Origin of the sequence: Flavobacterium solisilvae (assembly GCF_012911605.1) — a bacterium.
Taxonomy (GTDB): Bacteria; Bacteroidota; Bacteroidia; order Flavobacteriales; family Flavobacteriaceae; genus Flavobacterium; species Flavobacterium solisilvae.
Genome location: NZ_JAAMPT010000208.1, coordinates 253,275 through 268,864, shown reverse-complemented (window position 1 = coordinate 268,864; position 15,590 = coordinate 253,275). Strand labels below are relative to the sequence as shown.

The following is a 15,590-nucleotide window of genomic DNA, read 5'->3' as shown; positions in this document are numbered from 1 at the left end:
CTCCTGAATATTTGAGGAAAATTGTTGTTGAGATGAAAAGTACCCATGAGTATTTAATACCTTTCATAGGATTAAAAATAGGAAAGCATCAATTTGATTTTCAAATTAGTAAGAAGTTCTTTGATGAATTTGGTTTTGATGAGTTCGAGCATTGCGATATTAAAGTAGATGTTGTTTTAGAAAAAAAGACAACCATGCTCGAAGTTAGCTTTAAACACAAAGGAACAGTAAACGTACCTTGTGATTTGACTGGAGAAAGTTTTGATTTACCAATAAAAGGAAAATTAAAATTAGTAGTTCAATTTGGAGATGAATTTAATAACGATAATGAAGAGTTATTAATTTTACCACATGGTGAACATCAAATAGATTTGTCGCAATATATTTATGAAATGATTGCGCTTTCTATTCCACACAAGAGAATACATCCAGGAGTTAAAGACGGCACATTAAAATCAGAAGCTTTAGAAAAACTAAACGCAATTCAAGTTAAAGACAGTAAAAAAGAAGATAATAAAGAAGAAAATATTGACCCACGTTGGGACAAATTAAAAAACCTGTTAACGGATAAATAATATAGTAAAATGGCACATCCTAAGAGAAAAACCTCGAAAACTAGAAGAGACAAAAGAAGAACTCACTATAAAGCAACTGTTGCTCAAATTGCAACATGCCCAGTAACTGGAGAAGCACATTTATACCACAGAGCTTACTGGCATGAAGGTAAAATGTATTACAGAGGACAAGTAGTTATTGATAAATCAGTAGCTGTTGCTTAATTAAAGTTTTTTACAAAACAAACTCTCACTATTGGTGGGAGTTTTTTGTTTTTATAAATTTTAAAAATATCGAAATCTAACAACGTTAGGTAAAAAAAATTTTGTAATTTCCACAACTTTTCAAATCAAAAAATTTGAAGAGAAAAACACCATTTTTATGACTACAATAACAGCCGCAATTACCGCAGTTGGAGCATATGTTCCAGAATTTGTACTCTCAAACCAAGTACTGGAAACTATGGTTGATACCAATGACGAATGGATTACATCTCGTACTGGAATCAAAGAAAGAAGACTTTTAAAAGAAAAAGGAAAAGGAACTTCTTATATGGCAATTAAAGCCGCTCAAAATCTAATTTCTAAAGCAAATATCAATCCCGAAGAAATAGATTTAATCATCATGGCAACTGCAACACCTGATATGCCAGTAGCTTCAACAGGCGTTTATGTAGCAACACAAATTGGCGCAACCAATGCTTTTGCTTACGATTTACAAGCAGCATGTTCAAGCTTTTTATATGGAATGTCAACTGCAGCAGCTTATGTTCAATCAGGCAGATACAAAAAAGTACTTTTAATTGGTGCCGACAAAATGTCTTCTATTATAGATTACACAGATAGAGCAACTTGCATTATTTTTGGTGATGGCGCAGGAGCCGTTTTATTTGAACCAAATCACGAAGGACTTGGACTTCAAGACGAGTTCTTAAAAAGCGACGGAATTGGAAGAGAATATTTGAAAATTGACGCTGGTGGATCAATCCTTCCTCCATCAATTGAAACAGTAGAAAACGGACAACATTTTGTATTTCAAGACGGTAAAACTGTATTCAAATATGCCGTTTCAGGAATGGCAGATGTAAGCGAAAAAATTATGGAGCGCAATAATTTAACCAAAGATGATGTAAGCTGGTTACTAGCACATCAAGCTAACAAAAGAATTATTGATGCTACCGCAAACAGAATGGGATTAGACGAAGAAAAAGTATTAGTTAATATCCATAGATATGGTAATACAACTTCAGCAACATTACCATTACTTCTTCACGATTTTGAAGACAAACTAAAAAAAGGAGATAATTTAATTTTTGCCGCATTTGGTGGTGGTTTCACTTGGGGATCAATCTACCTAAAATGGGCTTATAACAAACAATAAAACTAATTTAAACTACCTAATTATGGATTTAAAAGAAATTCAAAACCTGATCAAATTTGTATCCAATTCTGGCGTAGCCGAAGTAAAATTGGAAACAGGCGATGTTAAAATCACTATTAGAACTACGTTAGAAGGAAATACTCCTGATATTACTTATGTACAACAAGCACCAATGCAACAAGCCATTGCTGCTCCAGTTGCCGCAGCTCCAGTTGCTCCTGCTGCGCCAGCAACACCTGCTGCTCCAGCCGATGACACTTCAAAATACATTACTATAAAATCCCCAATGATTGGAACTTTCTACAGAAAACCATCTCCAGACAAAGCTCCATTTGTAGAAGTTGGTGCTTCAATAGGTAAAGGTGATGTTTTATGTGTTGTTGAAGCTATGAAATTATTCAACGAAATCGAAGCAGAAGTTACAGGTAAAATTGTAAAAATATTGGTTGACGATATGTCGCCAGTAGAATTTGACCAACCTTTATTCTTAGTTGATCCATCATAATAAGTTAGAAGTTAGAAATTTGAAATTAGAAGTATTCAGTTTTTCTGAATTCTAAATTCTAAATTCTAAAATCAGAATGGTCTAATTATCTAATTACAAAATTATGTTTAAAAAAATATTAATTGCCAATAGAGGCGAAATTGCACTACGTGTAATTCGTACTTGTCGTGAAATGGGCATCAAAACCGTAGCCGTTTATTCTACTGCCGATGCAGAAAGTTTACACGTAAAATTTGCTGACGAAGCCGTTTGTATTGGTCCAGCACCAAGTAAAGACTCATACTTAAAAATGTCAAATGTCATTGCTGCTGCTGAAATTACTAACGCAGATGCAATCCATCCAGGTTATGGTTTCCTTTCTGAAAATGCTAAATTTTCAAAAATTTGTCAAGAACATGGTATCAAATTTATTGGTGCTTCGCCAGAAATGATTGACAAAATGGGAGACAAAGCAACAGCAAAATCGACTATGATTGAAGCTGGCGTTCCATGTGTTCCAGGTTCTGAAGGAATTTTAGAAGATTTTGAACAAGCCAAAAAAGTAGCCAAAGAAATTGGTTATCCAGTAATGATGAAAGCTACTGCTGGTGGTGGTGGAAAAGGAATGCGCGCTATTTGGAAAGAAGAAGAGCTTGAAAAAGCATGGGAAAGTGCACGTCAAGAAGCTGCAGCAGCTTTTGGAAATGACGGTATGTACATGGAAAAACTTATCGAAGAACCAAGACATATCGAAATTCAAGTGGTTGGTGATTCTTATGGAAAAGCGTGTCACTTATCGGAAAGAGATTGTTCTGTTCAACGTCGTCATCAAAAATTAACCGAAGAAACTCCTTCTCCATTCATGACGGATGAATTGCGTACTAAAATGGGGGAAGCTGCTGTAAAAGCTGCCGAATACATTAAATATGAAGGTGCTGGAACAGTTGAATTTTTGGTTGACAAACACCGTAATTTCTACTTTATGGAAATGAATACTCGTATCCAAGTAGAACACCCAATTACAGAGCAAGTTATTGATTATGATTTAATTCGTGAGCAGATATTAGTTGCTGCTGGAGTGCCAATTTCGGGTAAAAACTATTTACCACAATTACACTCAATCGAATGTCGTATCAATGCCGAAGATCCATATAACGATTTTCGTCCTTCACCAGGAAAGATTACAGTATTACATGCACCAGGTGGACACGGCGTTCGTCTTGATACTCACGTTTATGCTGGTTATACTATTCCGCCAAACTATGATTCTATGATTGCAAAATTGATTACTACTGCTCAAACTAGAGAAGAAGCAATTAGCAAAATGAAACGCGCTTTGGACGAATTTTATATTGAAGGAATTAAAACAACTATTCCATTCCACAGACAATTGATGGATGAACCCGATTATGTTGCTGGAAATTATACAACAAAATTCATGGAAACGTTTAAAATGAACGATCCAGAATAAATAGAAAATAAAAACCCAACTTTCTCAAGTTGGGTTTTTGTTTTTATAATGTTTCGTTTAACCATTTGTAGAATTCACGTTGCCAAACCAAAGCATTCTGTGGTTTTAGTACCCAGTGATTTTCTTCTGGAAGGTAAAGGAAACGGCTTTTTACTCCGCGAAGCTGTGCTGCTTGAAATGCTTCTTGTCCTTGACCAATTGGTACACGGTAGTCTTTTCCGCCGTGGATAACCAAGATTGGTGTGTTCCATTTGTCAACTAATTTTATTGGGTTGAATTTAGCATAGGTTTTTTGAGCTATTGCATTGTCTTTTTCCCAATAAGCACCGCCATTTTCCCAATCGGTGAAGAACATTTCTTCGGTTGTTCCATACATACTTTCCATGTTGAAAACACCACAATGTGAAATAAAGGTTTTAAAACGATTGTTATGAATTCCGGCAAGATAATATACCGAATAACCACCATAACTTGCTCCAACAGCTCCTAAACGCGATTTATCCACATAACTTTCTTTTGCCACATCATCAATTGCAGAAAGATAATCGTCCATCACTTGTCCGCCCCAATCTTTTGAGATTTGTTCGTTCCATTCTTGTCCATGTCCATACATTCCGCGACGATTTGGCGCTACAACAACATAGCCTTGTGAAGCCATTAGTGAGAAATTCCAACGGAACGAATAGCTCTGCGTTAACGGTGATTGTGGTCCGCCTTGACAATACAATAAAGCTGGATATTTTTTGTTTTTATCAAAATTTGGTGGAAGAATTACCCAAACGAGCATTTTTTTACCATCGGTTGTGGTTACATAACGTCTTTCGTATTTTGGCAAAGCTAATTTAGCATACGCTTCGTCATTGGTTTTTGTGATCTGCAACCACGTTTTTTTCTTAAGATTATATGAATAAATTTCTGGTGCATGATTCATGTCGTTTCTCATCACAATGATGTTATCGCCTGAAAAACCTATTAAATCGTTTACATCAAAATCACCAGAAGTAACTTGTCTAACCGTAACAGCAATTCTTGTTAATCCCAGAAAATTCACTTCGAATAATTGTTTTGTTCCATCAACAGCAGCTGTGAAATAGACTTTTTTTCCGTCGTTGCTCCAAAGAATATTATCTACAGAACCATCCCAATTCGCCGTTAAATTTATGTCCATTCCTTTGAAACGAACGATGATGTCGTTTTTATCGGCTTCATATCCGTCACGTTTCATTTGAAGCCAAGTTAGATTTCCAGTTGGAGAAAAAACTGGGTTCATGTCGTAACCTTTATTGCTTTCGGTTAAATTGGTCGTGGCTTTGGTTTCGATATTGTATTCGTATAAATCGGTGTTGGTTGACAAAGCGTAATCGGTGCCAAATTTCTTTTTGCTTACGTAAATAATACTTTTTCCGTCAGGCGACCAAATGTAGTCTTCGTCGCCACCAAAAGGTTTTTGCGGACTATCATACGGTTCATTTGGCATGATGTCGATTGCTTTGGCTTTTTCTTTGTTTTCGGCATAGAAAACGTGGTTGTGACTTCCGTTGTTCCACGTATCCCAATGACGATAATCTAATCCGTTGTAAACATAAGCATCTGCTTTTTTCAGTTCAGGATAAATGTCTTTTCCTAGTATATTTTCGGTTTTAACTTCTTGAGAAGAAAGGATGTATTTTCCATCGGGCGAAACGTTTTTGTCTTTTACTAAATCATTGGTTTCTTTTACCTCAACAGCATTTCCGCCAGTTACTGGAATAGTATAAAATTTTGAATTGGATTTATTTTCTTCCACCGAAGGAATTGCAACTTTGTAAACGATATTTTTTCCGTCAACAGAAATTCCTAATGGTGTAACTCTACCTAATTTCCAGAGTGTTTCGGGCGAAAGGACTTCTTGTGCAAATGAATTTGTACTCATTATTATTGTAACAATTAGAACTAATTTTTTCATGATAAATGATAGTTTGTTTGAACCATAAAAGTAATTGAATTTATTAAATAAAAAAAGTCCCGATAAATCGGGACTTTATAATTTATAAATGTGAAAAATTACTCACCAATAACTTTTACATTATCAACTTCCCAAGCTGCTGCTGCAGAAGTAGTAGAAGTATATTTGAATGCTACTCTCACATTTGAATTTCCTGTATAAGAAGAAATATCTATTCCTCCAGAAGCACCAGCACTCCATGCTGTATATGAACCACTAGACCAAACAGGCAAATTAAATCCTGTAAGTTGCGTCCAAGTAGCTGTATTAGGATCACCTGTTCCATTATAATTTGTAGAAATATATACTTGTAATGCTGGTCCGCCAAAACGTGTACTTGTTTCAAAAGACAAAATTGCTGATGTGTTTGTGCTTAAATCAATGGATGGAGATATTAACCAATCTTCATTAGCTTGATTACCTCCACTAAAACCATTCATTATTGCAGATGGTGCTGGATTACCAAAATTAGTTGTACCCCAAACTTGTGCTCCAACTACACTGTATGCTGTCCAGTTAGGAAATGTTGTAGTTGCAAATCCTTCTTCAAATAAAGTTATCGGCACATATCTATCATTCGTCAACTTCACATCCCCTAAAGTTCTAATCATGAATTGATAATCACATGAACCTGATGAATTACAAAATTTTGTCAAAACACCACGTACTTTTCCGTTTCCAGAAGAGATTTTTCTACCTGCGAATTTTGCATATTCACTAACTCTAACAATGATTTTGTTTCCAAATTTATCAACAATTTCGTGATTTGTTGCACCACCAATACTGTTTAATGAAGGATCATAGTATTTTTTTCCAAGCGATGGATCAGTGAATTGGACAGCGTCAAATTCAATCAACATATTTAAGTATTGATCATTTTTTGCTTCATTAATGGTAAGCTCTTTTAGAATATCATCCTCATCAACATTATCACATGATCTTAAAATAACCTTTTTGTATTCACTACCAGAAATTCTTCCAACTTCTCCATTAAATAATGAACCAATAATAGTTGAATTATATTTTACCATATAATATCTATTCCCGTCCATCTTAATAGTAACTTTTCTTCCCGGTTCAAATTCGTTGAACAAATTGTAGTTATCCACTGGCATGCTAAATCCTTTTGTTCCGTCTAAAGACATCATCGAAATAGTCTTATAAAAGTTTCCACCTTCGTCACTAGATGTAACATAAGCTTCAATATAATCTTCGGTTACGCCTTCTGCTAGTGTGTATTTTGTAGCACTAGCCGTAGCGATATTAGTAATATCGGTAACTTCCTTGGTTTTTGCAACAGTTACACATTCCTTTGATAAATCAGGAATACCGTAAGTATCATCGTTAACGCAACTTGTAAAAGAAGCCAAAACGACTGCTGATAGAATTAATTTTAAATTTTTCATAGCTATTAATTTTTAACAATCTTAATATTATCCAACTGTAATGTAGTTGTTACACCAGCTTTGCTTCCTGTGTATTTGAAAGCAATTCTAACATTGTTGCTATCATATCCACTCAAATCGATGTTTCCACTACTTGTAACAACATCATCAGCTGTTGGAGCTGTAAAAGTAACCTGTGTCCAAGTTGCAGTTGCAATTCCTGCCGTTGTTCCATCATAATCGGTAGAAACAAAAGCAGTTAATGGATACCCATTTTCAAATCTTGTTTTGGTTGTAAACGATAGTGTTTCACCTGTTGTTTCTGTTAAATCTATTGCTGGTGTGATTAACCAAGCCGTATCATTAGTTCCAACAGCGGAATAGAATGATGAAAATTCAGCATGATTATTACCCGCAAATGCTCTTCCATGCCAAAGTTTAGTAGATGTCGTGTTATGATTAACCCATCCTTCTAAAGCGATTGGCACTTCATTTGATCCGCTACCAACTGGAGAACTTGTAAATCCTTCGTTGAAAACATATTCATATACTGTAGGTATAGCATAATCATCTTCGCCAACGCAACTTGTTAATACACTTGATGTAAGTGCTAACAAAAACATTGTTTTTAAAAATTTAATTTTCATAGTTTTATTTTTTTAGAAGTTAATGTAGAAGTTAACAAAGTATGTTCTTCCATAACCATAGAAATATTTTGGACCAAATGATGGCGTTCCGTTTGCATTATCAGCTACTAAATCAGGGAAAGTTGCTTTTCTTGATTGCTCAAATCCACCTGTTTTATATTCAACATCAAAAAGGTTGTTTACAGAAGCAAAGAAACCAACTGTATTTCTGTTTTTGTTGCTAATTCTCCAAGATTTTCCACCTGTTAGATTTACTAAGGTAAAGCTATTGAATTTTTCTTGTTTTAATATGTCTCTAACTGTTTCTGGTGTTGCACCAGCATAGTTATCTCCAGTAGCATCATCAATACTGAAATTATCGGTACGCATGATTTTAGAAACACTAATGTAGCTATCCGAAAGGTAATTTACGTTTGCACCAATCCACCAGAATTTAGGATCACGATATTCTAATCCAAACGAGTAGGCTTGTTGAGGCATTCCTGGTTGATGGTAATCTTTTAAATAAACTGTTCCAAAATCTTTTAAAGGACTTAATCCTTGAGAAGCTAAGTTGTCATCACTTGTTTGTAGTCTTGCATTGTTAGAATAAGTATATTGACCATAAGAAGCAGCTGCTGTTGCTTTTATTGTTGATGTAATTTGATACTCTAATCCAAGTTCAGCTCCTAAATTTTGTTTTTCAAGTCCTGTTGTAATTTCAGTAACGAATGAATCTTCGTCTCCATCACTATCGCCAATATTTTCTGCATAGAAAAATGCGATTTCAGTAGCATCTTTAATTCTAGAGAAGAAACCTGTTAATCTTGCTTTGAATGATGGTGTTCTTAAAATATAACTTGCATCAGCACTTACAATATTTTCACTAGTCAAGTTTTCAGTAAATTCATTACTTCTTCTGGCATTATAGAAGCTATTTCTCAAGTTAGGTGCTTTTGTCATATACATACCATTGAAATCGAAATAGTGTTGACCAGTTACTTTGTAAGTCAAACCACCTTTGAAACCAAAGTTTTCAAATACTTTAGAATCTCCTTTTCCGTATGAATTATTAGCATAATTTCCACTTCTGTATAAACCTTCTCTTTGGTATTCTGTTCTTGAAAAAGTTTGAGCTAAATAGAAATCAAATTTTTTGTAGTTGAATTTGAATTGAGTAAATCCGTCAACAACATTAGCAAATAAATTGTAGTTGTATCCAATTGTTCCATTCTTTCCAACTTGTTGGTCTGGATTGTTCAAATCAAACTGTGCATTGTCTCCTTGGAAGAAACGATCAACATTTAAGAAATAATCGCCACCAAGTAAATCAGTTACTACAGCATAATTATGTGATTTTAATTTTCTAAAACTTACTCCTGAATTGAATGTTAAATTTTGAGAAATGATACTGCTTAATAACATATTAGCTGTTATTGTAGTATCGTCATTACGTTGTTCAGTCAAAGCAAATGCTACTCCATCAGTTGAATTCTGGTTAGCAATATACATTGCATTCCAATCGATTTGCGGACTTAGAAGAAATTCTTCCAATAATCTATCTGCTTCTGGATTAATAGGTTCTGTTGATCCTGAAGGTGTTATCCATTGTGTTGGATCGTTAAGCGCATAGCTTGGAAGCTTTCTATAATAGGTTGGATCAGGATTATTTCCAAGTGGATTTTCTAATCTTGAGTTTGAAATACGACCTGTTTGGTAAGCAACATTTGTATTCAAATTAGTGTTTTCAGATAATTTCCAGTAGTGAGATAACATTACCATTGGTTCTTCAATATCTTTATCTCTTGAATTTCTCTTTTTGCCATCTTGCCATCCCCAATATGAGTTATATTCAACTCCCATTAAATCAGTAACTTCTTTAGTATTTGGAGATGATTTTCCTCTACTGTTTTGAGCATAAATTGAAGTAAAGTTTAAACTGTGTTTATCGTTGAATTTTTTCTCAACACTTGCAAATAATGAGTTTGCGCTATAATCTGTTCCTTCAAAATAACCTTCTTTTGCCCATCTTCTTGAAGCCGAAATCACATAAGCCCAACCGTTTCTGTTCATTCCAGAAGCATGTGTTCCCATAGTTCTCCAGCTGTAATTTGTATTGGTACCCGACATCGAAATTCTCGATCCTGGACGATAAAAAGAAGCTCTTGTATTAATTTCTTGCGTTCCTAATGGATTTCCAAAAGTATAATCTGATGGCGCTGAACCCATTGTAAATTCTTGGTTTCTAGTAGCATCATTTAATCCACCCCAGTTGCTCCATTGTGGTCTTCCATCATATAACTTATTCATTACAATACCATTTATCATGGTAGTTCCATATTCGTTATCAAAACCTCTAATTCTAAAACGAGATTGTCCCCAGTTGAAAGCCGCAGCTTGTTGATAAACATCTCTTGACGCTTGAAGTAATCCCGAAGTACTTTCAGAACCACTGTTGTCATCACCTAAATCATTCTCTGTGATGGTAATTAAACTCAACTGTTGTTCAATACTAATGTCTTCTTCTAAGACAACAATACCTAAATCCAACATTTTTCCATCAACAACATCCACAGCCAAAAGTTGGTCTTTGTAACCCGTACTTCTAATTTGCAACAACTGACTTCCTGGATTAACATTTTTAAATTCAAATACACCTGCAATATCCGTCAATGCAGTTAAATTTGTGTTTTGAATAGAAGCTACTACATTTTGTAATGGTTTTTGTGTTTTTGAATCGACAACTTTTCCCGAAAACCCAGTACTTTGAGCGAAAACTACAACAGTTTGCAATACAAATAGAGCACTAATAACAAGTTTTTTCATAAATAAAAATAAGTTAATTTTTTCTCTTCGTTATATTTAATAAAAACATAACAGCCGACAAATGTACATCTTTTAATAATATTATTTACTTTTGGCTCGAAGTTTGTAATAAACTTGATATTAAATTAATATACGATTTATGAGAATTAAAGGATTTATGGCGCTTTTCATTGCTTTTTTCGCAATTTTTGGCGCTAATGCACAAGCAAAAAAGTATAATATTCATACAGTTGCTTTCTACAATTTGGAGAATTTATTTGACACCATCAAAGGTTCCAACAACGATGAAGAATGGCTTCCAAATGGTGCGATGAGTTGGACAGGTAAAAAATACAAACAAAAACTTCACAATCTTTCAAGAGTTTTATCAGAAATTGGAACTTCAGAAAATCCAGGAAATTCACCAACACTTATTGGTGTATGCGAAGTAGAAAACAGAGCTGTTCTTGAAGATTTAGTAAAACAACCATTGCTTATCAATAAAGATTACGGAATCGTTCACTTTGATTCTCCTGATAAACGTGGAATTGACGTTGGATTTTTATATCAAAAGAAACACTTCAAACCAACAAGTTTCAAAAACATTCCATTATTGGTTTACAAAAGCATGGAAGAAAAATCAGACAAAAAAGACAAAGACGAATCAGAAGATGATGTTGTTACCGATACTAAGTCAAATGATAGAATTTACACGCGTGACCAATTATTAGTTACAGGATTTTTGGATGGCGAAGAAGTAAATATCATTGTAAATCACTGGCCATCGCGTTCTGGCGGTGAAAAGAAAAGTTCTCCACTAAGAGAAGCTGCTGGACGTTTAAACAGAAAAATCATGGATTCCATTTTTGCTATTAATCCAAATGCAAAAATTATAACTATGGGCGATTTAAACGACGGAAGCTACAATAAAAGTGTAAAAGAAGGAATCGGTGCCAAAAGAAAGAAAGAAGATGTAAAAGAAAAAGGAATTTATAATCCATTTGAAGAAATGTTTTATAAAGGACATGCATCACTTTTTTGGAGAGATACTGGTGATATTTTTGACCAAATCATGGTTTCAGAACCATTAATCCGTAAAGATTATTCCTCTTTCCGCTACTGGAAAGCTGGAATTTACAACAAACCTTATATGATTCAACCTTCTGGACAATACAAAGGTTATCCACTGCGAAACACAAACGCCGGACCAGGATTCAGCGATCACTTTCCCGTGTTTATCTATCTAATCAAAGAAATTAAATAAATTCAAATCCCGATTCTGTCGGGATTTTTTATTTTGTAACTTTACTTAAATTTTAAAAAAATGGCAATCCAAAAACCTTTCAACCTCAATAAATGGATAGACGAAAACCGTCATTTACTAAAACCGCCCGTTGGAAATAAAAACCTTTACATCGAATCTGGCGATTACATCGTGATGATTGTTGCCGGACCAAATGCTCGAAAAGACTATCATTACAACGAAACCGAAGAACTTTTCTACCAACTCGAAGGCGAAATAACCGTTTACGTTCAAGATAATGGCGAGAAAAAAGCCATGAAACTTTCGGCTGGCGACATGTTTTTACTTCCAGCAAAAGTGCCACATTCACCCGTTAGAACCGAAAATTCCATCGGATTAGTGGTCGAAAGAAAACGCGTCGGAAAAGACATTCCCGATGGTTTGCTTTGGTTCTGCGACAACTGTAATCACAAATTGTATGAAGTCTATTTTGAACTCCACGACATCGAAAAAGACTTCCTGAAACATTTCAACCATTTTTACAATTCCGAAGAACTAAGAACTTGTGATAAATGTGGAACCATCATGGAAACCGACAAAAGATTTGTAACCAAATAATTTTTTTTCAGGAGCTGATTCCTGCTGTCCGCTATATCTTTTTCTTTTTTTGCAAAAAAAGAAAAAGGATGCCGCTTCCATCAGGGCTAATTATCAAAAATTCAAAATAAACCACTATTTTTGCATAAACTTTAAAAAAACAAACATAAAAAACACATAATGTCAACAATTGCACAACAATTCGGCATGACCGAAGCATTAGAAATCTTGGGTGTAAAAGCCATCAACGAAGGAACATCAACAGGAAATAATCATTTTTCAAATGGCGATATCATCGAAAGTTATTCTCCAGTAGATGGACAATTAATCGGAAAAGTAAAAACTACAACCGCCGAAGATTACGAAAAAGTAATGCAATCAGCCACCGAAGCTTTTAAAACATTCAAATTAATGCCAGCACCAAAACGTGGTGAAATCGTTCGTCAATTTGGAGAAAAACTAAGAAAATATAAAGAACCACTAGGAAAATTAGTTTCCTATGAAATGGGAAAATCATTGCAAGAAGGTTATGGTGAAGTTCAAGAAATGATTGACATCTGTGATTTTGCTGTTGGTTTATCACGTCAACTTCACGGATTAACTATGCACTCAGAACGTCCAGGACACAGAATGTATGAACAATATCATCCGCTTGGTGTTGTTGGAATTATTTCAGCATTCAACTTTCCAGTAGCTGTTTGGTCTTGGAATACTGCTTTGGCTTGGATTTGTGGAGACGTTTGCGTTTGGAAACCATCCGAAAAAACACCTTTGTGTGGAATTGCTTGTCAAAACATCATCGCCGAAGTATTGAAAGAAAACAATCTTCCGGAAGGAATTTCGTGTTTAATCAACGGCGATTATAAAGTGGGCGAAATGATGACGCATGACAAACGCGTTCCTTTAGTTTCAGCAACTGGTTCAACAAGAATGGGTAAAATCGTTGCGCAAGCTTGTGCAGCACGTTTAGGAAATTCACTTTTAGAATTAGGCGGAAACAACGCTATTATCGTTACTCCAGATGCAGACATTAAAATGACCGTAATCGGAGCAGTTTTTGGAGCAGTTGGAACCGCAGGACAACGTTGTACTTCAACGCGCCGTTTAATCATCCACGAAAGTATTTATGATAAAGTAAAAGACGCTTTGGTTTCGGCTTACGGACAATTGCGTATTGGAAATCCATTGGATCAAAACAATCACGTTGGTCCACTTATCGATACGCATGCGGTAGAATTATATAACAAAGCGTTAGAAAAAGTAGTTGCCGAAGGCGGAAATATCATCGTTCAAGGTGGTGTTCTTTCAGGCGAAGGTTATGAAAGCGGTTGTTATGTAAAACCAGCGATTGCCGAAGCTCAAAATCATTATGAAATCGTACAACACGAAACTTTTGCTCCGGTTTTATACTTATTGAAATATTCCGGTGATGTTCATGATGCCATCGCTATTCAAAACGGTGTGGCACAAGGATTATCATCAGCAATTATGACTAATAATCTTCGTGAAGCCGAAGCTTTCTTATCGCATGCAGGTTCAGACTGTGGAATTGCCAATGTAAACATTGGAACTTCTGGAGCTGAAATTGGCGGTGCTTTTGGTGGTGAAAAAGAAACCGGCGGCGGAAGAGAATCAGGTTCGGACGCTTGGAAAGTTTACATGAGAAGACAAACCAATACCATCAACTATACAACTAGTTTGCCATTAGCACAAGGAATTAAATTTGATTTGTAGCATTATCCTGCAAGGTTTTGAAAACCTTGTAGGATTTATAATTTCATACCTACAAGGTCAAAAAAGACCTTGCAGGAAATCTAAAAAAAGCGTCCCGAAATAATTTTTGGAACGCTTTTTTATTTTGCTACGCAACTAATCCGAAGATTTCACATCTTCAATTAAACAAATCCTAACAACTATGAAAAAAATAATTCTATTACTATTTTGCGCGCCTTTGCTTTTAGCAACAACTTGCGATGACAACGACGAAACCATTTTTTGCACCACAGAAGCTGTTGCGGCTTTAAATGTAACTGTACGTTTAGGCGATTCGACAACTCCAACTAGCGATGGTGTAACTGTTGTAGCAACCGATGGAAATTATTCAGAAACATTACAAGTTATAAACACAACCAATCCAACATTTATTGGTGCGTTTGAACGACAAGGAAATTATACCATAACCGTTTCCAAAGAAGGTTATCAAACTTTTACTTCTGGAGTTATTTCAATAACGAGAGATCAATGTCACGTTATTCCGGAACAAATTCATGTAGTTTTGGTTGCTAATTAAATTTAGCTTGTAGCTTTTAAAGAATAATAGAAAAACCGTAACACAAAATGTTGCGGTTTTTTATTTGTATTTATTTTGAATTTTTTGAAAGTTATCCTAATATCATTTGGATATTTGGAGTGTTTCGTATATTTACACTTTAAGCAATATTTTTTCAAAACTCCATATAAATGAACATTATAGAATTTTTGAAAACGAAAATTGAACTCTCCGAAACTGAAATAGAGCAAATTTCAAAAATCATTTCTAGAAAAAAATTTGATAGAAAAGAACTAATTCTTCCTGTTGAAAATTCCTCTAAAAAAATATTCTTTATTGAAGACGGGTTTTGTCGAGTTTTCTATGCCAAAAAAGAAAAAGACATAACCCTTTATTTTCTTCAAGAAAATCAAATCGGACTTCCTGTTGACAGTATTTTTTACGACCAAATCTGTAAATTCGGAATTGAAGCTATAAGCAAAGGAACAGTTGCAACAATCAATTATGAAAAATGGCAAACACTCACAGAACAGATTCCTAATCTGCAAAAATTTACCAATTCTATGATGATTTCTTACGTAAAAAATGCAACCGACAGAATCTATAATCTCAAATTCCAAACACCAAAAGAACGTTATGAAATGTTACAAACAGCTTTCCCTTCCATTTTTTTACATTCCCCTTTAGGGCATATTGCTTCTTATTTGGGAATTACTCAAGAAACTTTGAGCCGATTAAGAGCAAAACGTTGATTTTTGATTGAAATCAAAAATAGTTTTCAAAAGTTTTTG

At 34.8% G+C, this 15,590-nt stretch carries 14 protein-coding genes; 10 read left to right on the top strand and 4 right to left on the bottom strand.

Going from position 1 to position 15,590, the window contains the following annotated elements:
* Positions 1–32 precede the first annotated feature (32 nt).
* From G6042_RS11595 to accC, 5 genes are all read left to right on the top strand, one after another.
* Positions 33–575 (top strand): YceD family protein, encoded by a 543-nt coding sequence (locus G6042_RS11595; RefSeq protein WP_169524733.1) that lies wholly within the window; start codon positions 33–35, stop codon positions 573–575.
* A 9-nt stretch (positions 576–584) separates the two neighbouring features.
* On the top strand, positions 585–779 hold the full coding sequence (rpmF, locus tag G6042_RS11590; protein ID WP_073308476.1) for a 50S ribosomal protein L32: 195 nt from the start codon (positions 585–587) through the stop codon (positions 777–779).
* Between the two features lie 157 nt (positions 780–936).
* The gene (locus tag G6042_RS11585) at positions 937–1,935 is read left to right on the top strand and encodes a beta-ketoacyl-ACP synthase III (RefSeq protein WP_169524595.1); all 999 of its coding nucleotides are present in this window, start codon (positions 937–939) and stop codon (positions 1,933–1,935) included.
* Between the two features lie 22 nt (positions 1,936–1,957).
* Positions 1,958–2,440: an acetyl-CoA carboxylase biotin carboxyl carrier protein gene (accB, locus tag G6042_RS11580; RefSeq protein WP_169524594.1), complete on the top strand. Its 483-nt coding sequence runs from the start codon at positions 1,958–1,960 to the stop codon at positions 2,438–2,440.
* Positions 2,441–2,543: 103 nt separating this feature from the next.
* Positions 2,544–3,890 carry an acetyl-CoA carboxylase biotin carboxylase subunit gene (accC, locus tag G6042_RS11575; RefSeq protein WP_169524593.1) on the top strand — a complete coding sequence of 449 codons (1,347 nt, stop codon included), beginning with the start codon at positions 2,544–2,546 and terminating at the stop codon, positions 3,888–3,890.
* Between the two features lie 43 nt (positions 3,891–3,933).
* Here the strand turns inward: accC and G6042_RS11570 are convergent, their stop codons facing one another.
* From G6042_RS11570 to G6042_RS11555, 4 genes are all read right to left on the bottom strand, one after another.
* Positions 3,934–5,835, bottom strand: coding sequence for a S9 family peptidase (locus tag G6042_RS11570; protein WP_169524592.1), 1,902 nt, complete (start codon positions 5,833–5,835; stop codon positions 3,934–3,936).
* A gap of 98 nt (positions 5,836–5,933) precedes the next feature.
* The gene (locus tag G6042_RS11565) at positions 5,934–7,280 is read right to left on the bottom strand and encodes a DUF5689 domain-containing protein (RefSeq protein ID WP_169524591.1); all 1,347 of its coding nucleotides are present in this window, start codon (positions 7,278–7,280) and stop codon (positions 5,934–5,936) included.
* A gap of 5 nt (positions 7,281–7,285) precedes the next feature.
* Entirely contained in the window at positions 7,286–7,906 is a 621-nt protein-coding gene (locus G6042_RS11560; RefSeq protein ID WP_169524590.1) for a choice-of-anchor J domain-containing protein, read from the bottom strand.
* A 12-nt stretch (positions 7,907–7,918) separates the two neighbouring features.
* Positions 7,919–10,711 carry a TonB-dependent receptor gene (locus G6042_RS11555; RefSeq protein ID WP_169524589.1) on the bottom strand — a complete coding sequence of 931 codons (2,793 nt, stop codon included), beginning with the start codon at positions 10,709–10,711 and terminating at the stop codon, positions 7,919–7,921.
* A gap of 139 nt (positions 10,712–10,850) precedes the next feature.
* Here G6042_RS11555 and G6042_RS11550 point away from each other — a divergent pair, with 139 nt between their 5' ends.
* The 5 genes from G6042_RS11550 to G6042_RS11530 all read left to right on the top strand — a co-directional run bounded on the left by G6042_RS11550 (position 10,851) and on the right by G6042_RS11530 (position 15,551).
* On the top strand, positions 10,851–11,954 hold the full coding sequence (locus G6042_RS11550) for an endonuclease/exonuclease/phosphatase family protein (RefSeq protein ID WP_169524588.1): 1,104 nt from the start codon (positions 10,851–10,853) through the stop codon (positions 11,952–11,954).
* 60 nt (positions 11,955–12,014) lie between these two features.
* A complete protein-coding gene (locus tag G6042_RS11545) occupies positions 12,015–12,551 on the top strand; it encodes a 3-hydroxyanthranilate 3,4-dioxygenase (RefSeq protein WP_169524587.1) in 537 nt (178 codons plus the stop codon).
* A 159-nt stretch (positions 12,552–12,710) separates the two neighbouring features.
* Positions 12,711–14,264 (top strand): L-piperidine-6-carboxylate dehydrogenase, encoded by a 1,554-nt coding sequence (gene amaB / locus G6042_RS11540; RefSeq protein WP_169524586.1) that lies wholly within the window; start codon positions 12,711–12,713, stop codon positions 14,262–14,264.
* A 181-nt stretch (positions 14,265–14,445) separates the two neighbouring features.
* On the top strand, positions 14,446–14,820 hold the full coding sequence (locus G6042_RS11535) for a hypothetical protein (RefSeq protein ID WP_169524585.1): 375 nt from the start codon (positions 14,446–14,448) through the stop codon (positions 14,818–14,820).
* Between the two features lie 170 nt (positions 14,821–14,990).
* Entirely contained in the window at positions 14,991–15,551 is a 561-nt protein-coding gene (locus G6042_RS11530; protein WP_169524584.1) for a Crp/Fnr family transcriptional regulator, read from the top strand.
* Positions 15,552–15,590 lie beyond the last annotated feature (39 nt).